We start from the raw sequence: 22,885 nt of genomic DNA on the forward strand, positions 1-22,885 counted from the left end.
AGGGCACCGTGAATGAAGCATCAGCAGCACGTGCCTGGCTACGGACACAGGTAGGGCGGATTCGACCTAAATCCACCGAGATCGCTGCGGTGCCAGCTGGTTCGGCTGCGCCTCCTGCTCCTACGGTAGCCATCGTCACAGACTCTGCGGCCGCCTTACCGCCGGAATGGATTGCCCGGATTGGCTGCGCCGGACTCCTGACGGTGGTACCCATCCCCGTCATCATTGGTGAGAACGTCTTTTCCGATGATGATGCGGAACTGGAGGCCCACATGTCACTGGCGCTTGCTTCCGGTACGTCTGTCAAGACCTCACGGCCCTCACCGGGGCAGTTTGAACGAGCCTACAAGGCGGCTGCGCAGGCAGGTTTTACGAATATTGTCTCCTTGCATATGTCCGCCAAACTCTCGGGAACTTTTGAGGCCGCAGCGTTGGCTGCGGACCGCTCACCCATCCCCGTTTACGTGGTGGACTCCGCAACAGTGGGCATGGGCCAGGGCAGGGGCGTGCAGGCTGCCGTGGAGTCGGCGCTACGAGGTGAGGAGGCTCCAGCCATCATTGCTGGTGCCAAGGCGGCTTTTTCTGCCACGGAGATATATTTTTATGTTCCCAGTTTGGAGCAATTGCGCAGGGGCGGACGGATTAGCTTGGCCTCCTCATGGCTGGGGACAGTGCTGGATATCAAACCGATTCTCGGGATCAAGGACGGGGCCATTGTCCCGCTGGAAAAGATACGGACGGCGGCTAAGGCCATTGCTCGGCTGGAGGCACTGGCTGCAGCGGATATTGCAGCACGCGGTGCCGCCGGAACCCAGATCAGCGTGCACCACTTCGGGAATGAGGCGCAGGCCAGCACGCTTAGCGAGTCCTTGGAGCGTGGCTCGCCGGGCTTGGACGATGCCACGCTGACCCGCCTACCGGCTGTTTTGGCAGCCCATGCCGGCTTGGGCGTACTTGTAGTGGTTGTTGCTGGTGCCAAGATTCCTCCACAGCCTGACACTAAGCCATAGCCCGTCACAGACGCCTCAAACTGCCGTACCTACGGTATCTGCTGGGCCTACTGTGGGTCCATGAAAGAGCACAGCACCACATTCCACCGCGAACAGGTCAGGCAAGCTCATCGCGGTGCAGCGTGGACTGGCGACGAGGCCCCCAATGGCCCCAGTGTTGGGGCTCGTTGGCAAAAGCCAAGGTGGATCGTTTCTGTGCGCTCCCTCGTGGTGGTGCTGGCCATGGTGGCTGCCGTGCTGGGGGTCCTGTGGATCGAGTCAGCGAGCGTTCAGAATGCTTCTGCCCAGCTGGCTGCCGAGACAGCCGGGAAAGTGGCCGTGCCACCATTGGCTGCGGAGGCGGGAACAGTGCCGTCGGGTCCTGGTAGTCCGGGCCCTCCCGGTCAGGCAAGCCGTCCGGCAAGCACCGCCAGCGCAGTGAAGTCCATCCCTGACGGCAGTGCCGCTGCAGCCTCCGACGGAACTCGGGATCCCGGAAGTAGTGTACCGGGGAGTGTTGAGCCGGGAACATTGGTGGTTCATGTGGCCGGGGCTGTTAAATACCCGGGAGTATTTCTGCTGCGCCCCGGCAGCAGAGTCTTTGAGGCGGTAGATGCGGCCGGAGGAGCGCTGCCGGCAGCGGAACTCTCAGCACTGAATTTAGCTGCCCCGCTGGCGGACGGTTTGCAAGTGTTTGTGCCCACCAAGGAACAGGCAGCCAGAATGCTGCCAGCTCCGGGAGCGGTGCTGCAACCGGGCCCGCCGCAAGGGGTACAGGGTAGTAGCGGTGGGGGAGCAGCGGGACTGCTCAATCTCAACACTGCCACGGCCGGAGAACTGGATACTTTGCCGGGAGTTGGCCCAGTTCTGGCCGAACGAATAGTTGCGTGGCGTACCGAGCATGGTCCCTTTGCCACGGTTGACGGGCTCGATGCCGTGGCAGGGATTGGCGCAAAGCTGTTGGCGGGTCTAAGAGATTTGGTGAGCGTCTCATGAGGGTTCGTGAACCGCGCTGGGCCCGCTTCGCAAAAGCCGCAGTGGGGGAGACGGCACCAACTCCTCCGCAGCCTCTGCGAGCCCGCGTGATGCTGCGCCTGAGCGATCTTCAGCGCCGCATTGCCGACGCCCAGGCGGCGCGGGCCCAGGAGAGGGGCCGCAGGAGAGCCGATATCAGGCTCCTACCCGCCGTCCTTGGCAGCTGCGCTGCGGCAGCAGCAGCCACAACTCTGCCCAAGGAAATAGTGGGTGCTTGCGTGCTCCTACTCACCACGCTCTTGTTCGCGGCGGTCCTGAAGTCAGTTCTTGTGCCCATGAGTATCCGTGCCATAAAGCTGCGGAACCTCTCCCTCTCCCGATCCCGCTCCCATTCCCGCACCCGCTCCGGAAGCAACTCCCGAACCCTCACTCTGAGGTATTCGCGATGGACGGCACTGTTCGCCAGGGCGGGGCCCACCATGGCTCTGATGGCCATCTGCGTTTTGGCCGTTCTGGGCTCGGCGTCCTTGCGCACCGGGGGTGCGGGCACGTCCCCCCTGCATCAGGCCATAGCGCGTGGTGGGGACTTTGTACTCACCCTGCAGCTTGAGAGCGCACCGAGGCTTTTGGCTGCAGGGAACGGGCCACCCAGGGTTGCCTTTGAGGCGTTGGTTATCAGCATCCGTGCCGGGGGAGAAGTTTTCACAGGCACAGTGCCGGTCCGGGTTGTGGCTGGGTCCTCGTGGGCCGTGCTCATGGACGGAGACCGTGCGGTCACGGCCGGCACCATCAGCACAACGCACGGCAGTGGCACGGTTGCCGGGTTCTTACGCACCACCACTGCTCCCCAAGAGGTGATCGCCGCCGCAGGCGGTCCGGGTATGGCAGTCACCAAGATCAGGAACTCGTGGATTGCCGCCGTCCAGAACGTGTGGACGGGGCGCTCGGAGGATACCGCAGGACTCCTGCCGGGGATGGTGATGGGGGATCGCGGCGGCATGGGTAGCGGCCTAGAAGAGGCCATGAAAACTGTTGGCCTGACCCACCTGACAGCTGTCAGTGGAGCCAACTGCACATTGGTGCTGGCCAGCATCATGCTGGGGCTGCGCTCCCTGCGTATCACGCCCAGTGTCGCCTTTGCGCTGTCAGGAGCAGGGCTGCTTGGTTTCGTCATGGTGGTAGGGCCGGACCCGAGCGTGCTGCGGGCTGCTGTCATGGGATCCATCGGGGCCATGGCTGTTCTGGGTGGGCGGCCCAAGCGGGTGGGTGCGCTACTTTGCGTGACCATCGTGGCCTTACTGGTGGCCAACCCCTGGCTCGTCGCGGATTACGCGTTCATTCTCTCGGTTCTGGCCACGCTTGGGCTGCACCTGATTGGCCAGCGCTGTGTGCGCTGGCTTGGCGCCATGCTGCCGCTGTGGCTCGCACAGGCAATTGCCATTCCTTTGGCGGCCCAGTTGTTTTGCGCACCCGTGATTGTTCTGTTGCAGGCCCGTTTGACGCCCTACACCATCCCGGCGAACATGCTTGCGGCACCTGTGGTGGCACTCGTGACCACTGTGGGGACGCTGGGGATGGTGATGGCGGCACTTATCCCGCCTGTTGCGGCGCTGTGTGCTGCGGTCAGCGGGGCCGGGGCCTGGTGGGTGGCAACGGTGGCCCGCACCATGGCTGCCCTGCCAGCGTCAAGCGTGCCCTGGCCCGCAGGGTTCGAAGGATTCATGCTGATGTCAGTATTGAACGGGGCAGTACTTGCTGCACTTTTTGCCGTAGTGGAGAAGGAACGTGCCATCGCCTTGGCAGGGCGGTTGCGCGCATTGCTGCCAGCGCGCTGGCGTGGACACGAATTTGGGGTCACTGTGGGGCTCGTCATGGCGGCGACTGCCTGGTGGAGTGCGGCGGTACTTCTCTCATGAGTGGGGCTTGGATGCAGAGATTGGGCCAGGGGCAATGGTACGGGTTGGGATTCAAGGATAGGGGTGGCACAGTAGAGGCTGTGGATAATGCATGGACAGGAACAAAACGGACAGGAACAAGGCAATGAGCCCGGCCCCAAGATCTTCCCAGCGGCCTTCCGGCGGTGCCGACTGGCGCGATGTTCCCTTGGCTCCCGTGGTGCTTCTCTTTGGCCCCGAGGACTTCATTGCGAGTAGGGCCTTGGATAGTGTTCGTGGGAAACTGCGCTCACAAGACCCGGCCACGGAACTGACAAGCCTTGATGCGAGCCAGTACACGGCAGGTCAACTGGGGCTCGTTGCCAGCCCGTCCCTTTTTAGCGAACCCAAGCTCATTGAAGTGTCCGGTCTGGCCACCATGAATGATGACTTCCTCCAGGACGCGCTGGCGTATCTGTTGGATCCGGCCCCTGATGTGACACTCGTGCTGATCCACAATGGCGGTACCCGCGGGAAAAAACTCCTTGATGCTATGAAGGCGCTCGGTGTGCCTCGCATTGAGTGCCTGCCGTTGAAGAAGGATGCCGAAAAGACACAATTTGTTAGCGCGGAATTTACTCTGAACAAGCGGCGGATTGATGCACAGGCGATCCGCGCCTTGGTCGCGGCCGTGGGCGCCAACTTGTCGGAACTTGCGGCAGCCTGCTCCCAGCTGATCGCAGATACCACGGGCATGGTCAGCACCGACGATGTTGATAAATACTACGGAGGCCGTGTCGAGGCCACTGCCTTCCGGGTGGCCGATGCGGCCCTCGCAGGAAACGGGCCCGTAGCGTTATCTACCCTCAGGCATGCCCTCGCAACGGGCGTGGATCCGGTGCCACTGGTAGGGGCCCTGGCCATGAAGGTGCGCCAGATTGCCAAAGTATTTTCGCTGCGCGGAAGCTCTGCCCAGCTGGCCCGTGACCTCGGCATGAGCCCTTGGCAGGTGGACGCTGCACGCCGCGATGCCGGGCACTGGAGCGGGCCTGCGCTCGTGACCGCCATCAAGGTTCTGGCTGAAACTGACGCCCAGGTGAAGGGTGAGGCGAAAGATCCTGTGTATGCCGTCGAGCGGGCTGTCATAGTGATTGCCACCGCCGCGCGCCGCTAGCTAGCTGAGCCCTGTGCCAGAGGTCAGTGCCTGTTGTCATTGCCTTGCGTTCTTCGGGCCAGCTCGCGTCTGAAGGTATGCGGGCTCGCTCCTGGACGCGGCTTCTGCCAAGAAGATCAGCGCACCCATCGGTGACACACCCGGTCGGGCACAGTGTGATCATCGCCCTGACATAGACTGACCACCCATATTCAGCCTCGTGAGTGATCCGTGATCATCCGTTGTGACTGGCCAATTCACAAGGTCCATATTCATGCCGATATCCGGTGCAGCTGAGACTTCTTGTACGTACTATCGCTGCACAATTCGCTTCCATACAGGACCGGTGAGAGGGACTATGTGTTCTTCTGCCTTTATGGTGATTTTGGTTAGCCGCCACTGCCACAATGCAGCCAGTTAGGCGAGCATTCCAGGAATCCTAGACGTTCGGCCATGGGCTGTGCACTGGCTTGACGGTCATCGGCGTGGGTGCTAAGACCGGAATATGGACAGGTCGAGTTTGAGGGTGCAAGCGGTCATCCTATTGTGGCTCTTCGGGCTGGCGTTTATGGCCGGCATGGTCCTTAACCTGTTCGTCGTGCTACCAACAACTCATCTAGGCTCCGGCGGGGAGTATTTCCCCAGTTCCTGGAGAAGCCTCCTTTGGTCTTTGGGCGGCGACGGTGGCGATGGCCCAGCGGAATTGCCGCAGTTTTTACTCTGGCAGCCTTCTTCAACGGACTCAGTTTCGCAGACTACGGCGAGGATTTCAGCTCGTTGATCATGGCTTCATGCTGGTTGATCGCTGTGGCCCTGGTGGTCTTCTCGCTAGCCCGGACGCGGCCCCAACCCGCCATCGACCCCCGGCGAAAGCGCCACCACGGTTAATGCTCTCGAAGCCCTCAACGAGTGGCTTTATGATGAGTACACATCCGGCTTAGGCATGGAGTATAGACGCCCGTTCAAGGTGCGGTTTTCGGTGGTTACAGTAGTCGTCCAGTGCCCGCGAGGGGTTTGCGGGTGCCTACTCGCTCTTGGCTTCGGTGAGAGTGAGCCGCGCTGCTCTGATCATGCACTATCCGAATGCGCTGGTGACGCAGGCACTTCCGACACCGAAGATGCCCCAGACTGTGGTCCATGGTGTTTGTGTTGAAGTCAACACAGGCCCGGCTAGTGCGAGCGTGAGCATGAGCATGAACGATCAGAGATACTAATCGATGGTGCGCCCGAACAGTAACGCCATGAAGAAGATGTGCAGAGCAACGATGCTGGCAACGATCGGCAAAATCCACTGAGCTAGTCCAAGGACCGATAGCAAGAGCATCGCAGTGCTGACTAAGATGAGCCCCCACGGCTGTGGCGAGGAGGTATGGTGACCAGGCGAGTGCCACCGCGAAGAAAACGGAACCTGGCAGTGGCCAGGCAAAGAGCGCCCAAATCACGTAAACGGGAGTGAATAGAATCCAGGCATAGGGATGAGTCCGGCTACAACTCAAGGGGCGCACCCTGTGCTCAAAAAAAGAACTGTGCTTAAAAAAGGTAGGACCCCCACCAAAGTGGGGGTCCTACCTTTGAGTTGCGAAGCGGGTCAGCTTCTCTTAGAGGGCGTTAACCTTCTTGGAGATGGCTGACTTGCGGTTGGCAGCGTTGTTGGCGTGCAAAACGCCCTTGCTGACAGCCTTATCCAGCTTACGGCCGGCATTCACCAGTGCGGCTGTTGCGCCATCCTTGTCGCCTGCGGCCACAGCCGTGTTTACTGCACGGACAGCGGTCTTGACGCCTGAACGAACAGCGAGGTTGCGCTGACGCGACTTCTCGTTGGTCAGGATGCGCTTCTTCTGAGACTTGATATTAGCCACGTTGTATAACTCTCTTTTGATACGTAAATTCGGTCGTAGAGGGCGTAGCTTGACCGTTGACAGCGGCGTGGGGATGCTCGAATTATGGTGAACGTCTGGCCAAGCTGTTGCATCCGCCGACCTGCACGGATACACACAATCAAAAAGTTTATCAGATGGCGGGCCTAGTTTGGGGCGCCTATTTCCAACCGTGTCGCTGGCGCAGACCGGTAGCTACGGCAGCAAAACGTTTTTTATCGAGAATTGAGCCTTCGCGGCGCATGTCACTGGCGGAGATTTGAAGCACCCGGTCCAGTTTCACTTCACTCTCTCGGCCCTGTTTGTCCCAAGTACCGGTGCCAATATCGATGTAGTCGTTGTCCCCGCGGTGGTCATCGCTGTGGTCCTTGCTGGTCATCATCAGAGCCAGCAAGCGTTTGCCGTTCCGCCCCACAATGAGCACAGGCCTATCCTTGCCCTGGCTGTGGTCTTCCTCATACGGCACCCAAGTCCACACAATTTCGCCCGGGTCCGCCTCGCCGTCGGGCTTGGGAGCGTAGCTAACGGTTGCCGTGCCGCGGAAGTCCCCGGGATAGGGTGCGCTCAGGGTGTTGGTGGGCCCGCTCGACGCCGGGCGGGCAGCCGGGCGGGAGGCTGGCCGTGTTGCTGGGCGCGAGCGCGTCTTATCGGAGGGTTTAGTGGAGGGTGGGGACGCCTCCCCTGAGCCGAAGAGTGAGCCTGCCAGGGAGCGGAGGAACTTGAAAATGCGGTCGGAAGTTGATGCCATGATTTCTAGGGTAGCTAATATGGGCCACTTCTAGGTGGCTTCCACGCGGCGGGTTCTCTGGTGGCGGGGTAAACGTGGGAGACTTGGTGGCAATGAGTGTGCGGCGTGTACTACGCCGGCGCAACCCCTGCACGGTTCGGCGCATCAGCCGCAATCCCTGCGTCCAGGCAACAGTAAGGAACCCTAGTGTCACCCATGGCCCGCACTGCCCCGGTGCCCGCCGCCACCGATCCGGCGATCATCAGGAACTTCTGCATCATCGCGCACATCGACCATGGTAAATCAACCCTGGCCGATAGGATGCTCCAGCTCACTGGAGTGGTTCAGCAGCGTGATATGAAGGCGCAATATCTTGACCGCATGGACATTGAGCGCGAACGCGGCATCACGATCAAGTCCCAGGCCGTGCGCATTCCGTGGGAAGTTGACGGTACCTCGTACTGCCTGAACATGATTGACACCCCGGGCCACGTGGACTTCACCTACGAGGTTTCCCGTTCCCTCGCAGCCTGTGAAGGTGCCATCTTGCTGGTGGACGCTGCCCAAGGCATTGAAGCGCAGACTCTGGCTAACCTGTACCTGGCCATGGAGAACAACCTCACCATCATCCCGGTGCTGAACAAGATTGACCTGCCGGCCGCGCAGCCTGAGAAGTATGCCGCTGAGCTGGCCAACCTCATCGGTGGCAAGCCGGAAGATGTTTTGATGGTCTCCGGCAAAACAGGTGTTGGTGTTGAGGAACTCCTTGACCAGATTGTCCGCGACCTCCCGGCGCCCCAAGGCGATCCCAATGCCCCTGCCCGTGCCATGATCTTCGACTCCGTGTACGACACTTACCGCGGCGTAGTCACCTATGTCCGTGTTATTGACGGCAGCTTGAGCCCGCGCGAAAAAATCCAGATGATGTCCACGCGCGCCACCCATGAGCTTTTGGAAATTGGTGTCAGCTCACCCGAGCCCAAGCCGTCCAAGGGCCTGGGTGTTGGTGAAGTGGGCTACCTAATTACGGGTGTGAAGGATGTGCGCCTGTCCAAGGTGGGCGATACCGTCACCACCTTCCACAAGCCGGCCACGGAAGCGTTGGCTGGTTATCATGACGCCAAGCCCATGGTGTTCTCGGGTCTGTACCCGCTGGATGGTACCGACTATCCCGTGCTGCGTGACGCACTGGAAAAGCTGATGCTCAATGACGCGGCTCTGGTCTACGAGCCCGAAACTTCGGCCGCACTGGGCTTCGGCTTCCGTGTGGGCTTCCTAGGTTTGCTGCACTTGGAAATCACTCGTGAGCGTCTGGAACGCGAACACAACCTTGATTTGATCTCCACGGCCCCCAACGTGGAGTACGAGGTCACGCTCGAGGACAAGAAGGTTGTCCACGTGACTAACCCCAGCGAATACCCCACGGGTAAGATCGCCGAGGTCCGCGAACCCATGGTTGCCGCAACCATCTTGGCTCCTACCGAATTTGTTGGCGCCATCATGGAACTGTGCCAGACCCGGCGCGGCATTCTCGGCGGCATGGACTACCTCTCCGAGGACCGGGTGGAGATCCGTTACCGCCTGCCCTTGGCCGAGATTGTGTTCGATTTCTTTGACATCCTCAAGTCCAAGACCCGCGGCTATGGCTCGTTGGACTGGAAGGCAGACGGCGATCAGGTTGCCGATCTTGTCAAGGTCGACATCATGCTTCAGGGTGAGCAAGTGGACGCTTTCAGCGCCATCACCCACCGCGACAAGTCATACGCCTACGGTGTCATGATGACAGGCAAGCTGCGCGAACTTATTCCGCGCCAGCAGTTTGAGGTGCCCATCCAGGCCGCCATTGGTGCCCGCATCATCGCCCGCGAAAACATCCGCGCCATCCGCAAGGACGTTTTGGCCAAGTGTTACGGCGGCGATATTTCGCGTAAGCGCAAGCTGCTCGAAAAGCAGAAGGAAGGCAAGAAGCGCATGAAGATGGTGGGCCGTGTGGAGGTTCCCCAGGAAGCCTTCATCGCTGCACTGTCCTCCGAAGAGCCGGTAAAGGACAAGTCAAAGAAGTGACCCCCAGCGTTTTGCCCCTCGGGGACCCGGCCCCGGCCGATGGCGTCCTGCCCGCGCAGGCCGCCATCGGTGCAGCAGATCGCAAGTTCAGCCTGTACGTGCACATCCCTTTCTGTGCCGTGCGCTGTGGCTACTGCGATTTCAACACTTACACGGCAACTGAATTAGGTGGCGGGGCCTCCCAGGATGCCTACGCCGAAACCGCTGTGCGTGAGGTGGAGTTTGCGGCCCAGGCCATGAGTGCCTCCGGGCTTCCGGAACGCAAGCTGAGCACTGTCTTCTTTGGTGGTGGAACGCCCACCCTGTTAGCTGCCGGCGATCTCACCCGCATCTTGGCTGCCGCCGTGGCCCGCTGGGGACTGGAGGACGGCGCCGAGGTCACCACCGAGGCTAACCCTGATTCGGTCACCCGGGAATCCCTACAGCAACTATTCGACGGCGGATTCACCCGCGTGTCCTTCGGCATGCAGTCCGCGGTCCCGCACGTCTTGAAGGTGCTGGACCGCACGCACAACCCGGAGAGGGTGCCACAGGCGGTTGCCTGGGCGCGTGAGGTTGGCCTGCGGGTCAGTGTGGACTTGATCTACGGCACGCCAGGGGAGAGCTTCGCGGACTGGGAAACATCCGTTCGCACAGCGTTGAGCTACGAGCCGGATCACATCTCCGCATACTCGCTCATTGTGGAGGAGGGAACCAAACTGGCCGCCCAGATCCGCCGCGGCCAGGTCCCGAACATTGACGACGACGATCACGCCGCGAAATACGAACTAGCAGACCGGCTCTTTCAAGAAGCTGGCCTGTCCTGGTATGAGGTCAGCAACTGGTCGCGGACCCCCCAGGACGCCTGCCAGCACAACCTTGCATACTGGCGTGGAGATGACTGGTGGGGGATTGGCCCCGGAGCGCACTCCCATGTTGGTGGGGTGCGCTGGTGGAATGTCAAACACCCCACGGCGTACGCGAATCGGCTTGATAAGGGTGAATCCCCGGCCGCCGGGCGTGAAACTCTTGATGCGCAAACCCGAGAGCTGGAACGGATCATGCTGGTGTCCAGGTTGTCCGAAGGGCTGGCTGTGGACACACTCTCGCCCACGGCACGCAAAGCCATTGCCGGGCTCATCGCACAGGAACTGGTGGACCCGCTCAAGGTTTTCGCCGGCACTTTGGTGCTCACGCTCAAGGGCAGGCTCCTGGGCGATGCCGTGACACGGGCGCTCTTAGACTAACCGTGGCTAAGGCCGGCTAAAGCCACTTCCGGGCTAGCTACCCGTGCAATCTGGTGCTGTTTTTCAGTTACTTGATCAGTTACTTGATCAGCCGCGGGTTGAGCGGGTAGCGGTAGGGCTGGCCACTGTTGACACGTACGGCGCCGATGATGGAGAACACCGTCAGGAAGGCCCAGATCAGCAGCGCCAGCAGGGAAAAGATGGTCCCGCTTCCTGGGCTGATCGCGTGGGCAATGATAGCCACAATGTTCAGCAGGACAGCCAAAGCTGTCGGGATCAAGGTGAAGTTCAGGGCTTCCTTGGACTCCTGTGCTGTAAATCGGCCGCGGGCAGCCAAGAATTTATAGATCAGCAGCGAAGGTACACACCCAAGAATTCCGCCACAGTGGGACATGAAAGCCCACTGCTTATCTTCGGAGGGGGTGAGGGGCTGCTGGGGTGCAACATTGCTCTGGTTAACCGGGTGGTTCACAATCTCAGGCCTTTCAGCATGCGCAACTACGGGCATGGTGGATTATTGCCCTCACTCTAGGATACGGGTGCCGTCAAAAAATCAATGACCTCTTCGACCCGGCCCAGCAGGGACGGCTCCAGATCTGAGTACGAACCCACCCGTGACAGCAATCTCGCCCAGCCCAGTCCAATGTCCTCAGCGGTAGTGTGGGGCCAGCCGAAGGCCTTCAGGATGCCCAGCTTCCACTCCATTGTTCTAGGCACTACAGGCCATGCCGGGATGCCCAGAGTAGCAGGCTTGATAGCCTGCCAGACATCTACATATGGGTGTCCCACCACCAGCACGTTCTTGGATACCCCGGGCTTCTTCATGAGATTGCCCACAATGCGTGTTTCTTTGGAACCGGGCACCAAATGGTCCACCAAAATGCCCAACCTGCGCTGGGGTCCCGGGCCAAAATCGGCCACCGCGGCGGCCAGGTCATCGATCCCTCGGAGAGGTTCTACTACGATCCCCTCCACCCGCAGATCGTCTCCCCAGACCTTCTCCACCAGTTCGGCGTCGTGCTTGCCCTCCACCCAAATCCGACTGGCCTTGGCCACCTTGGCGCGGTCCCCCATAACTTTGACGGAGCCAGATGCGGTACGCAGGGCCTTCTTGGGTGCGGCTGTGGTAGGTGCGATGAGCTCAATCGGCTCACCCTCGTACAGAAAGCCAAATCCCAGCGGGAAGGCGCGGATCTTTTCGCGCCTGTCGGCGAGTTCCACAATGTGCATGCCGCCGGACTTTTCCAGACGGACCACCGCGCCCACCCAGCCTGTTTGCACGTCCTCTACAACAAGGCCGGAACGGGCTTCAACCTTGCGCAGGATTCGGGGCGGCGGGGCACTGAGGTCCTGGGGACCCCACTGATGGTGGGACACGTCACTGAAATGCATGCAAAAACCTGACTCTTGACGCTCAGGGCAACGCTCATGGCGAACGCTGCAGGATGAAAAGCCATGCTATCGCGTGCCGGGGCCGCTCTTGAGGGGGCACACTTACGCGGTTCATAGTGCGTGTCTGCGGAGCGTGTCGAGAACGTGGCGGGAACCGGTTTGCCATGGGGGTGCCGTGGAAAGGTATTAGACTTAGCACTTGGTTGGGTAGAGTGCTAAAAGTTGTTTTCTAAAAGATGTTCTGACATTCCCGCCTAGTCAAGAGTCCAAGGGGATATGGGTGCAGAGCGTAAGGCTGAAAGGAGGTGCCGGGCATGAGTGAACCACGTAAGTTGGAAGTTCTGCGGGCCATTGTCGAAGACTATGTGCATTCACGGGAACCCGTCGGCTCCAAAGCACTCGTGGAACGGCACCATCTGGGAGTTTCCAGTGCCACTATCCGCAATGACATGGCCGCGCTGGAAGAAGAAGGGCTGATCACGGCCCCGCACACCAGTTCCGGGCGCATCCCCACTGACAAGGGCTACCGGCTCTTCGTGAATCAGTTGGCCTCCGTTAAGCCACTTTCAGCCGCTGAACGCCGAGCCATCTCTGTGTTGTTAGATGGGCCCACCGATCTGGATGACGTCCTCGAGAGGACAGTGCGGACCCTGGCCCAGCTGACCAACCAAGTGGCGGTTGTCCAGTATCCGCGCACCACGGCGGCCACTGTGCGCCACATTGAGTTTGTCTCCTTGGCAGCGCATCAAGTGCTAGTGGTCCTGATCTTGGCTTCTGGCAAGGTAGAACAAAACGTCATCGATATTGGTGCCGCCGTTGATGATGACATCCTGGCCGGATTGCGCAAAGTGTTTATGGCCAGTTTGAACGGACTCACTGTGGCCCAATTGCCCAGCGCTGTCTCCAAAGTTCCCCTCGATGTCCCCTTGGGAGAGCATGCTGTGGCTGCACGCTTGGCCCAGGGTTTGGCGCTATTGGCGCACAACGCCCGTGAAGACCGGATTGTCATGGCAGGCACCGCCAACCTGGCCCGGTCAAACAATGACTTCCCCCTGAGCATCGGGCCCGTCCTTGACGCACTGGAGGAACAAGTGGTGCTACTGAGGCTGCTTGAAGCCATGGCCCAAGACTCCTTGGGTATGTCTGTGGTGATTGGACGGGAAAACCCGCACGATTCCCTCGCGGAAGCCTCAGTGGTGGCCACCAGCTACGTCCGTGGTGAGAACGCCAAGCTTGGTGTGGTGGGTCCTACCAGAATGGATTACCCCAACACCATGGCCAGCGTTCGCGCCGTGGCCCAGTACCTTTCGAGAATTTTGGCCGGCTAAGCGGCCACCGTTTCAACAAAAGAGAGCATTACTTTGAGTAACCATTACGATGCATTGGGCGTCTCCCGCGACGCAACGGCCGAGGAAATCAAGAAGGCCTACCGCAAGCTTGCACGCAAACTCCATCCGGACGTCAATGACGCCGCGGATGCCCAGGATCGCTTTAAGGCTGTAACACACGCCTATGAGGTCTTGTCTGACCCGCAAAAGCGCCGCATCTATGACACCACGGGTAACGAAAACGGCAATGACGCAGGTGGCGGTGGCGGCGGCTTTGGTGGCGAGGGCTTCGCCTTCCAGGACATCTTTGAAACCTTCTTCGGCGGTGCCGGTGGCGGTGGCGGCGGAGGGCGTGGTCCCGCATCACGTATGCGCCGCGGCCAAGACGCCCTCATCAGCGTGCGCGTGGACTTGCGCGAGGCCGTCTTTGGCGTCAACAAGAAGCTTGAAATTGACACCGCCATCACCTGCCCCACCTGCGAGGGCAGCTGCTGCCGCCAGGGAACGGCACCCACCACCTGTGACATTTGCCATGGCAGTGGCCAGATTCAACGCCCCATGCGCTCCATCTTGGGCAATGTCATGACCCTGGCTACCTGCAACTCCTGCCAAGGCTTCGGCACCATGATCGTGGACCCGTGCAACGAGTGCATGGGCGAAGGCCGTATCCGCGATCGCCGCACGCTGACCATCAAGGTCCCTGCAGGAGTGGGCACCGGGACCCGGATCCAACTCGCCAACCAGGGCGAGGCCGGACCGGCAGGTGGCCCCTCAGGCGATCTGTACGTGGAGATGAAGGTCAATAACGATCCCAGCTTTGTGCGTGAAGGCGATGACCTGCATGCCACACTCAGCGTCCCCATGACCGCTGCCGCACTGGGCACAGAGCTGAACTTCGAGACCTTCGATGGTGAGCAGCCCATCAGCATCAAGCCCGGCACCCAGGCAGGGGAAGTCATCAACCTGCGCAGCCTGGGGGTGACCCACCTGCGTGGCTTTGGCCGTGGAGACTTGAAGGTACACATTCACGTGGAGACACCCACCAAGCCCGACGCCGAGCAGGAAGCCCTCCTGAAGCAACTGGCAGCCCTGCGCGGGGAGACCTTCACCGAAGGGAAACTGGTCTCCAGTGGCGGCATGTTCGCCAAGCTGCGTGATAAGTTCGGCAACAACTAAACCTCATGAGTAACCCAGTCTTCTACGCCAACCCTGCAGAGCTCTCCGGGTTGCTGCCCGGCGCACACTTCACCCTAGGTGGGGATGAGGGCCGGCATGCCACTACGGTCAAACGTCTCGCCTCAGGTGAGCCGGTGGACATGTGCGACGGCGCTGGGTTGCGTTTGTCCTGCACCGTCAGCAGCGCTGAAAAGGGTTTGTTGACGGTGCAGGTCAACAGTGTGGAACAAGAACCAGCCCAGCCGTTGCGCTTTGTCTTGATCCAGGCATTGGCCAAGGGTGACAGGGATGAGCTGGCCATTGAAATGGCTACTGAACTTGGCATCGACGCGGTGGCACCCTGGCAGGCTGAACGCTCCATTGTGCGGTGGAAGATGGACAAGGCCACTAAGGGGCCGCAGAAGTGGCGTCAGGTGGTCGCGGCGGCCGCGAAACAGGCGCGCCGCTCAACCATACCCACCGTCGGATCACTGCTGGGCACCGCCGGGGTCTGCGAAGAAATCGCTGCCGCCGGGCTAGCCCTGATATTGCACGAGGACGCCTTAGACTCAGTCGCGGAGGTGGCCCGGAACTGGCAGGAATCAGGCGCTGCCGGCGGGTATGCTGCGCCCACAGGAGAATCAGCAAGTACCACGGTGCTGATGATCGTGGGTCCGGAAGGCGGTATGAGCGCCACAGAAGTTCAAGCGTTCAAGGACGCTGGCGCGCTGACGGCCCTGTTGGGCCACAATGTGCTGCGCTCCTCGACTGCCGGAGGCGCCGCTGTGGCAATTCTTAGCCAGCAGCTCGGGCGCTGGTAGTCCCCACACCCTCCCCCTCCTCGCAAGCTCGGCAGCGGGTCCCTCGGGAGTGGGGGCCCACCCACGGCCTCCGTTTCACGCGCAAGCTCGGCAGCGGGTCCCTCGGGCGTGGGGGCCCACCCACGGCCTCCGTTTCACGCGCAAGCTCGGCAGCGGGTCCCTCGGGCGTGGGGGCCCACCCACGGCCTCCGTTTCAGCTTTGAGAGGCCTACTTTTTTGGCCGGTTACGGGCTGCCGGTGATGGTGACAATCTTGGTGTCGATGCCAATTTTGCGGCCCGGCAGCAGGGGGTTGTCGATGAAGACGGAGAGCTGGTAGCTGCCGTTTGGTGGAACCAGATTGAAGGTGAACTCACCCAACTCGTTGGGACCCTGGGGAATATTGACGGTTCCGCTGAGATACTCGTCAGCGACTTTGCCCTCACTTACGTGAGACAAAGACCACGCCAGTGTCCCTGTCGGGGAGACGCCTTGGCCCGTCACCTTCAGTGGGAGATGCTTGTATGTTGAGCCGTTGGCCGGGTCAATGATCCAAACAGGGGCTATATAGGCAGGGTTACGGGTCAGCGGCTTATCCAAGGGGACATGTCCAAAGGCGCTATAACCGGTATGTCCGTCAACAAGAACGGAGACCTGGATGGGGGAGCTGGTGTCAACGAGCCCGGCCATGGCGGCCGCAGCAGTGGCTGTGTACACCAGCTGGGAAACGGAACGCTCAGCCATTCCGGCGTCCGCTTTTTGACTGAAGGCGTCCGCCGACACATCCACCGTGATGACATTCTTAGCGGAAATGGAGGCTCCGAGCCGGGACGGGGCACTCCACAAGGTGAAGTAATCGGGGTCCAGTGCCTTATTGCTCATCATGATGCGCAATGCGGTGACAATGGGCTCATCGAGGGCGGTGGAAGCGCGGAATTCCCTGTACAGGAAAACATCGCTGTTGCTGCGACCTAGCCAGTAAACGGGCAGGGTCTGCGAGGCTGTGGCAGTTTCCAGGGGCGCACTTGTCACTAGCCCGGTGGACGAGGACGCCGCCGTGGCTGGCATTGACGAGTCAGGGTTCTGGGTGTTGGCAGAGGTACAGCCGCCCAAAAGAAGTGTCAGTGACAGGGCCACAATGGCAACCTTGTCTACGGTGCGCAGCCTCTCGGCCGTCCGCTGCCCCCTAACATCCGGGATGGCAGCGGCGCCAGTCCGGGGTGTTGGCACAGGGGGGAAGGCGTCCATGGGGAGTTGTCTCGCAGTTTCTTTGTCAAAGTGTGCTGGTTGAAGGCCCAGTCCATGATGGATGCGCCTGCTCCAAGCATCCCCACAAGGCTTGGAACCGTACCTAGCTTGGCACAGGAGAATGTGCGGAAGAGCTCGAATTGGCTGGTTTGGGTGAACTGAAACCGTATCGAAACACTTTTCCGCAGTTTGGGACAAAGATGCACATCGGCGGCGAAGCGTATATGAGCGGCGTTGCTGAGCAGTGCACTAGAATTGATGATAAGGAGAAATAGCAGGCGTTCCGGGAATTAAAACCGGTAAACCCAAGGAGAGATTTCAGGCCTGGACGGGCCGGACTTATGGCAGAGACAACAGCACACCAAAGCGATCACAGCGCAGAAGAAGGTCAGGGCGGGCACTTCCCCCATTCAGTGGACGGGACCCGCACCGAACTGGTGTATTTTCGCTCAACCGAGCAGATGGTTGCCACCTTGGGTGCCGAAGACGAGGGGCTGCGGGTTGTTGAAAAACTCTATCCGGGGATTTCCTTCCTAGCTCGTGGCAATGTGCTCACCATCACCGGCCCTGTTGGAGTAGTGCCGCGCATCATGCACTTGATGGAGGAAGCCCGCGGCATGGTGGCCCGCGAGAGCACCATGAGTGCTGCCATCTGGGAACAGCTGGTAGTCATGCTCAAAACCCGTCCTGAGGTCTCTGTGGTGGACATCCTCAGTCACGATATTCTCTCCAGCCGTGGCCGGACCATCCGGGCTAAGACCGCGAATCAAAAGGACTATGTAGACGCCATTGACCGCAACACCGTGGTGTTCGGTATTGGCCCCGCCGGCACAGGAAAAACCTATCTGGCCATGGCAAAAGCAGTTCAGGCTTTGCAACACAAAGAAGTCAGCCGGATCATTCTCACCCGCCCTGCCGTTGAAGCAGGGGAACGGTTGGGCTTCTTGCCCGGAACCTTGAACGATAAAATTGATCCTTATCTGCGCCCGCTCTATGACGCACTGCACGACATGATGGATCCGGAAACCATTCCAAGGCTCATGGCGGCAGGAACCATTGAGGTGGCTCCGCTGGCCTACATGCGTGGGCGCACCCTCAACGATGCGTTCATCATCTTAGATGAAGCCCAGAATACAACCCCGGAGCAAATGAAAATGTTCCTGACTCGGTTGGGTTTTGGATCCAAGATTGTTGTCACGGGAGACATCACGCAAGTGGATCTGCCCACGGGAACGCGGTCTGGCTTGCGGGTAGTCAGGGAGATTCTCGAGGGCGTTGATGACATCAACTTCTCCATACTCGACGCCACGGATGTGGTGCGCCACCGTTTGGTGGGTGCCATTGTCAGCGCCTACAACAGCTGGGATGAAGCTCATCCCAGCCCCACAAAACCGAAGGACAGCACGTCACGATGAGCATCGAAATTAACAATGAATCAGGCGTGGAGGCACCCCAGGAAGAGCTCGTCAAGCTGATCCGTCACATCCTGACGGCCATGCATCTGCACCCGCAAACGGAAGTTTCGGTCATTTTGGCGGATATTGAAACCATGGAAAAGCTTCACGTGGAATGGATGGATGAGCCCGGCCCCACCGATGTGCTCTCCTTCCCCATGGATGAGCTGCGCCCCGGCACGGCTGCCGAGCCCACCGCACCAGGATTACTGGGAGACATTGTTCTTTGCCCCGTTGTGGCACAGGAGCAGGCGGTGAGTGCAGGGCACTCCATGGAGGAGGAACTATTGCTGCTCACCACACACGGCATGTTGCACCTGATGGGATACGATCACCGTGAACCGGAGGAAAAGGAAGAGATGTTTGGCATCCAGCGTGAATTGCTCTCCAGCTTCCTAGGCCGGGAAGCTCCGCGGGAGACCACGCAGTGACGCTTGTTCTCTTGCCGGTCCTGGGGATTCTCTTCACGGCCATTGCCGCTTTTTTGACGGCCATTGAGTCAGCGTTAGGGTTCTTTCCCCGCCACGACTCGGAAAGCATTGCCTTGCACAGCCGTGGCGTATCCATGGATAAGGTCCTCGCTGAACCTCAAGCGCACTTGAATGCGCTGAAGTTTTGGCGGGTCTGGTTTGAAATGGCTGCCGCCGTAGCCGTGGCCCTTTTTCTAGTGCGGCTGCTGGACAACGAATGGCTCGCCGGGCTGATCGCCACCGTCATCATGGCCTTTTTGGGGTTCATGATGGTGGGCGTGTCCCCGCGACGCCTGGGCCGCCTTCACGCGGCTGCTCTTGTAGGCCGAACGTCCTGGCTGGTGCACTTTCTACGGCGCGTTCTGGGCCCCATCCCGGAATGGTTGAACCGTCTGGGCGCCGCCCTCACCAAGGACGCACCAGCTGCCGATGAAGGATTTGTCAGCGAAGAGGAATTCCGTGAATTCGTTGATCGCGCCAGTGAAGCGGACATGATTGAGGACAATGAGGCTGAACTCATCCACAGCGTGATTGACATGGGTGAAACCATGGTTCGGGCCGTTATGGTTCCGCGCACTGACATCATGAGCATTGGCCAAGATTCCACACTGGAAGAAGCACTCGAGGCTTTTCTGTCTTCGGGGTACTCGCGCATTCCAGTAATTGGGGAAAGTACCGACCATATTCTGGGGATCCTGTACCTCAAAGACCTGGTGGCTACCCTGTACCGCAACAATGGTGCCCGGGGCAGGCCCAGCGTGGAGCAGCTAACACGAACTGTTCGTTATGTTCCCGAGTCCAAGCCGGTGGACGCCCTCCTCAAAGAACTCCAGCTGGAATCAACACATGTGGCCATTGTGGTGGATGAGTATGGCGGAACGGCCGGTCTGGTGACACTCGAGGACCTCCTTGAGGAAATTGTTGGAGAAATTGAGGACGAATACGATTCCGTGTCCCCAGATGTGCAGACCCTTGCAGAAGGGTGCTTCCGGATTCGGGCCCGGTTGGCCGTTGACGAACTCGGTGAGCTTTTCGATAAGGACATGGACGACGACGAGGTGGACACGGTGGGCGGCCTCCTTGCCAAGCACTTGGGGCGGATCCCCATGGTGGGGGACATTGTGGAGATCTCCGGGGTGATCTTGCAGGCTGAGCGCAAGGAACCCCAACGCAACAGAATTAGCCACATCATCGCCAGCCGTAATATTGCCAGCAGCCGGTCCGGGACGGACATTGGCATAAGAGATTCAAAATTAGCTAATGCGCCTTGGATTGAGGCGACCATTGATCAAAACACTAGGAGCAACCATGAGTAAGTCGAACAAGAAGCTGGCCATGCCTGCTCCCAAGGCCGAGGGTTTCCGTGCAGGTTTCGCCGTCCTGGCCGGCCGGCCCAATGCAGGGAAATCAACACTGACCAACGCCCTTGTGGGACAAAAGGTAGCGATCACCTCGGCCAAGCCGCAAACCACCCGGCACACCATTCGTGGGCTAGTGCACAGGGACACATTCCAGCTTGTTCTGGTGGACACCCCAGGGCTGCACCGCCCCCGAACACTCTTGGGTAAACGCCTCAACGATCTGGTGGCGGATACTCTGGCTGAAGTTGATGTTATTGGTTTCTGCTTGCCGGCCAATGAAAAAATTGGTCCCGGTGACAGGTTCATCGCCCAGCAATTGGCCAACGTAGGCAAAAAACCTGTCATTGCCATTGTCACCAAGACAGACACGGTGGACCGCCAAGCGGTCACAGACCAGCTCATAGCTGTTGACAAGCTGGGCCGGGATGTCTTCGGCGAGACTGGCTTTGCCGCCGTCGTACCTGTTTCCGCTGTGGAAGACTTCCAAGTTGAAACCTTGGCAGGGGTGTTCGCCAGCTACATGCCGGAGGGCCCTGCCTTGTATCCTGATGGGCACCTCACCGACGAGCCTGAGGCTGTCATGGTTGCAGAGTTGATTCGTGAGGCCGCGCTGGAGGGCGTTCGCGATGAACTGCCTCACTCCCTCGCCGTGGTGGTTGAGGAGATTATTCCCAGAGAAGGCCGCTCGGAGGATAACCCGTTGCTGGATGTGCGGGTCAATCTGTATGTGGAACGGCCCTCCCAAAAGGCCATCATTATCGGCAAGGGTGGGGCCAGGCTTCGCGATGTAGGCACCACTGCGCGGAAAGGTATCGAGGCGCTACTGGGTACCAAAATCTACCTTGATTTGCATGTCAAGGTAGCCAAGGATTGGCAGCGCGATCCCAAACAGCTTGTTAAGCTGGGCTTTTAGCGAATAATTCAGCAGGAAGGCGGCGGCCTGCCGGGCCGCCGCTTGATGTTTTTCTGTTCAATTTTGGGCGAACGTGTGGCTTGTGGGATGTTCCCAGCCTTCGCCGATAAACTCTTGAGAGTTTATATCCATAGTGAAAGGTTTGTTCATGGGGCGTCGCCGTGCCGAAACGGGGGCAGTGAAAGCTGCCAGCACCCCACCTAGGGGACCTGAGAGTACCTTGGAGCCGGCCGGCAGGCACTACAAGCCCCATCGCAGAGCCCCACTCTGGTTGCGAATCACGGCTCTTGCTGTGTGCTCAGTCCTTGTTATTGGGTTAGGCACTGCCGGGCTGCTTTTCTACAAGCTGCAAAGCAATGTCACAACAGCGCCGCTTGACGGGCGCGTACCCAACGCCTCCGGTTCGGGCAAGTCCGTGGAAGACACGGGCTCCTTGCAGATCCTGATTCTTGGAACCGATACACGCGCTGGCAAGAACAGTGAGTACGGTACCGCGGAAGATTCTGCCGGTCAGGGCCAATCGGATGTGATGCTCCTGATGGATATCTCGGCAGATAACAGCCGGGTCTCCGTGACCAGTTTTCCCCGCGACCTCATGGTGCCCATCCCTGATTGCGTGTCCGTGGCGACCGGTGAAACCGTTCCAGGGGCACTTCTGGGACAGCTCAACGGAGCGCTTGCGGCAGGGCCCGGCTGCACTGTAGCGGCCATCAATGACATCACCGGATTGACCATTGACCATTTCATGCTGGCTGACTTCACAGCCGTCAAGGAACTTTCCAAGGCCTTGGGTGGTGTTGAAGTGTGTGTTGACCACGCCATGTATGACGTCAACGGCTCGTTCCTGAAACTACCCAAGGGTAAAAGCCTGGTAGAAGGGGAACAGGCGCTTGCTTTCCTGCGCACCAGGCACGCCTTTGGTGATTCCGGTGATCTGGACAGGATCAAGGCCCAGCAGTATTTCCTTGGCTCCATGGTGCGCAAGGTCAAGAGTGAAGGGACGTTGACCAACCTGCCCAAGCTCTACACCTTGGCTGACGTGGTCACCAAAAACCTCACCATTGATGAGAACCTGGCCAATGTTCCAGCCATGATCGGTGTAGCTACACGCTTGGCCAAGATTGATCTGAGCAAGGTCTCCTTTGTCACGGTCCCCAACGAACCATATTCTGCAGATATCAACAGGGTTCAGTTGAAGGAGCCTCAGGCCAGCCAATTCTTCGCAGCCCTGCGCCAGGACGCGGATCTCTCCGGAGCCCCCTCCCCGAGCCCCCCGGCCGCGGCTCCTTCTGGCGTCGCGTCAAGCAAAGCCCCTGAAACGCAGGCGCCCTCAGCACCGCCCTATGACAAGTCACTGCAGCCCATCAGCGTGGTCAACGCAACCGCCATTGTTGGCCGTTCCCTGGAATTGGTCCAGGAACTGGCGGCCGCTGGTTTCCAAAGTGCTTGGCAGGCAGGGGATGTTCCCGTACAGAGCAAAACCCAGCTTCTCTACGGGGCGGACATGGCTGACGTGGCGGCTGATGTGGCCGCACTCTTCAAGCTTCCCGCAAGTGCCGTGAAATCTGATCCAACCGTGACGGGCATCAGCCTCGTGGTGGGGGCTGATTGGGCCTCCGGCAAGGAATTCGGCAAGATCGTTCTGCCAGATGACATTGTCTCCAGCACCGCCGAGCAAAGCGGTGAGTGCATGAAGGTCAACCCGCTGTACTACACCTACTAGCTCGCCACGGGCTAGAACACACAAGGGGGCGGGGGGGGGGGGGGGGGGGGGGGGGCCCCCCCCCCCCCCCCCGGGGGGGGGGGGGGGGGGGGGGGGCGGCGGGGGGGGGGGGGGGGGCCACACGCAAAAGCGGGGGCGGGGCGGCCCCCCCCCCACC

The 22,885-nt window shown here is 60.0% G+C and carries 19 protein-coding genes; 14 read left to right on the plus strand and 5 right to left on the minus strand.

The window, feature by feature from the left end:
* The first annotated feature begins 8 nt into the window (after positions 1-8).
* The 4 genes from ABIB48_RS12435 to holA all read left to right on the plus strand — a co-directional run bounded on the left by ABIB48_RS12435 (position 9) and on the right by holA (position 5,012).
* A complete protein-coding gene (locus ABIB48_RS12435; protein WP_354213137.1) occupies positions 9-1,010 on the plus strand; it encodes a DegV family protein in 1,002 nt (333 codons plus the stop codon).
* A 60-nt stretch (positions 1,011-1,070) separates the two neighbouring features.
* Positions 1,071-1,985 carry a helix-hairpin-helix domain-containing protein gene (locus ABIB48_RS12440; RefSeq protein ID WP_354213138.1) on the plus strand — a complete coding sequence of 305 codons (915 nt, stop codon included), beginning with the start codon at positions 1,071-1,073 and terminating at the stop codon, positions 1,983-1,985.
* Positions 1,982-3,880, plus strand: a complete 1,899-nt coding sequence (locus tag ABIB48_RS12445; protein ID WP_354213139.1) for a ComEC/Rec2 family competence protein — start codon at positions 1,982-1,984, stop codon at positions 3,878-3,880. The genes ABIB48_RS12440 and ABIB48_RS12445 overlap by 4 nt, the downstream gene beginning before the upstream one ends.
* Positions 3,881-4,004: 124 nt before the next feature.
* Positions 4,005-5,012: a DNA polymerase III subunit delta gene (gene holA, locus ABIB48_RS12450; protein WP_354213140.1), complete on the plus strand. Its 1,008-nt coding sequence runs from the start codon at positions 4,005-4,007 to the stop codon at positions 5,010-5,012.
* A gap of 1,577 nt (positions 5,013-6,589) precedes the next feature.
* Here holA and rpsT read toward each other — a convergent pair.
* Positions 6,590-6,850, minus strand: coding sequence for a 30S ribosomal protein S20 (gene rpsT, locus ABIB48_RS12455; RefSeq protein ID WP_110106440.1), 261 nt, complete (start codon positions 6,848-6,850; stop codon positions 6,590-6,592).
* Positions 6,851-7,028: 178 nt separating this feature from the next.
* Complete coding sequence (locus ABIB48_RS12460; RefSeq protein ID WP_315913702.1) at positions 7,029-7,616, minus strand: type II toxin-antitoxin system PemK/MazF family toxin; 588 nt, start codon at positions 7,614-7,616, stop codon at positions 7,029-7,031.
* Between the two features lie 186 nt (positions 7,617-7,802).
* Here ABIB48_RS12460 and lepA point away from each other — a divergent pair, with 186 nt between their 5' ends.
* Together lepA and hemW are read left to right on the plus strand one after the other, a co-directional pair.
* Complete coding sequence (gene lepA, locus ABIB48_RS12465) at positions 7,803-9,659, plus strand: translation elongation factor 4 (RefSeq protein ID WP_179442422.1); 1,857 nt, start codon at positions 7,803-7,805, stop codon at positions 9,657-9,659.
* The gene (gene hemW, locus ABIB48_RS12470) at positions 9,656-10,885 is read left to right on the plus strand and encodes a radical SAM family heme chaperone HemW (RefSeq protein WP_315913703.1); all 1,230 of its coding nucleotides are present in this window, start codon (positions 9,656-9,658) and stop codon (positions 10,883-10,885) included. The genes lepA and hemW overlap by 4 nt, the downstream gene beginning before the upstream one ends.
* A gap of 79 nt (positions 10,886-10,964) precedes the next feature.
* Here the strand turns inward: hemW and ABIB48_RS12475 are convergent, their stop codons facing one another.
* Together ABIB48_RS12475 and ABIB48_RS12480 are read right to left on the minus strand one after the other, a co-directional pair.
* Positions 10,965-11,393: a DUF4870 domain-containing protein gene (locus tag ABIB48_RS12475; RefSeq protein ID WP_110106443.1), complete on the minus strand. Its 429-nt coding sequence runs from the start codon at positions 11,391-11,393 to the stop codon at positions 10,965-10,967.
* 20 nt (positions 11,394-11,413) lie between these two features.
* Entirely contained in the window at positions 11,414-12,262 is an 849-nt protein-coding gene (locus tag ABIB48_RS12480) for a DUF3097 domain-containing protein (RefSeq protein WP_110106522.1), read from the minus strand.
* Positions 12,263-12,591: 329 nt separating this feature from the next.
* On the opposite strand from ABIB48_RS12480, the gene hrcA reads away from it, so the two are divergent.
* Genes hrcA through ABIB48_RS12495 form a run of 3 tightly spaced genes read left to right on the plus strand, consistent with a single transcriptional unit; the run spans position 12,592 to position 15,581 of the window.
* Positions 12,592-13,605, plus strand: coding sequence for a heat-inducible transcriptional repressor HrcA (hrcA, locus tag ABIB48_RS12485; RefSeq protein WP_110106444.1), 1,014 nt, complete (start codon positions 12,592-12,594; stop codon positions 13,603-13,605).
* Positions 13,606-13,638: 33 nt separating this feature from the next.
* The gene (dnaJ, locus tag ABIB48_RS12490) at positions 13,639-14,781 is read left to right on the plus strand and encodes a molecular chaperone DnaJ (protein WP_110106445.1); all 1,143 of its coding nucleotides are present in this window, start codon (positions 13,639-13,641) and stop codon (positions 14,779-14,781) included.
* Positions 14,782-14,786: 5 nt separating this feature from the next.
* Entirely contained in the window at positions 14,787-15,581 is a 795-nt protein-coding gene (locus tag ABIB48_RS12495) for a 16S rRNA (uracil(1498)-N(3))-methyltransferase (RefSeq protein WP_110106446.1), read from the plus strand.
* A gap of 224 nt (positions 15,582-15,805) precedes the next feature.
* Here ABIB48_RS12495 and ABIB48_RS12500 read toward each other — a convergent pair whose 3' ends face one another.
* A complete protein-coding gene (locus ABIB48_RS12500) occupies positions 15,806-16,807 on the minus strand; it encodes a GerMN domain-containing protein (RefSeq protein ID WP_110106447.1) in 1,002 nt (333 codons plus the stop codon).
* A 341-nt stretch (positions 16,808-17,148) separates the two neighbouring features.
* Here ABIB48_RS12500 and ABIB48_RS12505 point away from each other — a divergent pair, with 341 nt between their 5' ends.
* The 5 genes from ABIB48_RS12505 (at position 17,149) to ABIB48_RS12525 (ending at position 22,728) form a co-directional block, all read left to right on the plus strand.
* Positions 17,149-18,222 (plus strand): PhoH family protein, encoded by a 1,074-nt coding sequence (locus tag ABIB48_RS12505; protein ID WP_110106448.1) that lies wholly within the window; start codon positions 17,149-17,151, stop codon positions 18,220-18,222.
* Positions 18,219-18,692, plus strand: coding sequence for an rRNA maturation RNase YbeY (gene ybeY / locus ABIB48_RS12510; protein WP_110106449.1), 474 nt, complete (start codon positions 18,219-18,221; stop codon positions 18,690-18,692). The genes ABIB48_RS12505 and ybeY overlap by 4 nt, the downstream gene beginning before the upstream one ends.
* A complete protein-coding gene (locus ABIB48_RS12515) occupies positions 18,689-20,047 on the plus strand; it encodes a hemolysin family protein (protein WP_354213143.1) in 1,359 nt (452 codons plus the stop codon). Before ybeY ends, ABIB48_RS12515 begins: the two co-directional genes overlap by 4 nt.
* Positions 20,040-21,005, plus strand: coding sequence for a GTPase Era (gene era / locus ABIB48_RS12520; protein ID WP_110106451.1), 966 nt, complete (start codon positions 20,040-20,042; stop codon positions 21,003-21,005). The genes ABIB48_RS12515 and era overlap by 8 nt, the downstream gene beginning before the upstream one ends.
* Before the next feature lie 148 nt (positions 21,006-21,153).
* Positions 21,154-22,728 (plus strand): LCP family protein, encoded by a 1,575-nt coding sequence (locus tag ABIB48_RS12525; RefSeq protein ID WP_110106523.1) that lies wholly within the window; start codon positions 21,154-21,156, stop codon positions 22,726-22,728.
* Positions 22,729-22,885: the final 157 nt, after the last annotated feature.

Source organism: Arthrobacter sp. UYCu511 (genome assembly GCF_040547105.1).
GTDB classification, from domain to species: Bacteria; Actinomycetota; Actinomycetes; order Actinomycetales; family Micrococcaceae; genus Specibacter; species Specibacter psychrochitiniphilus.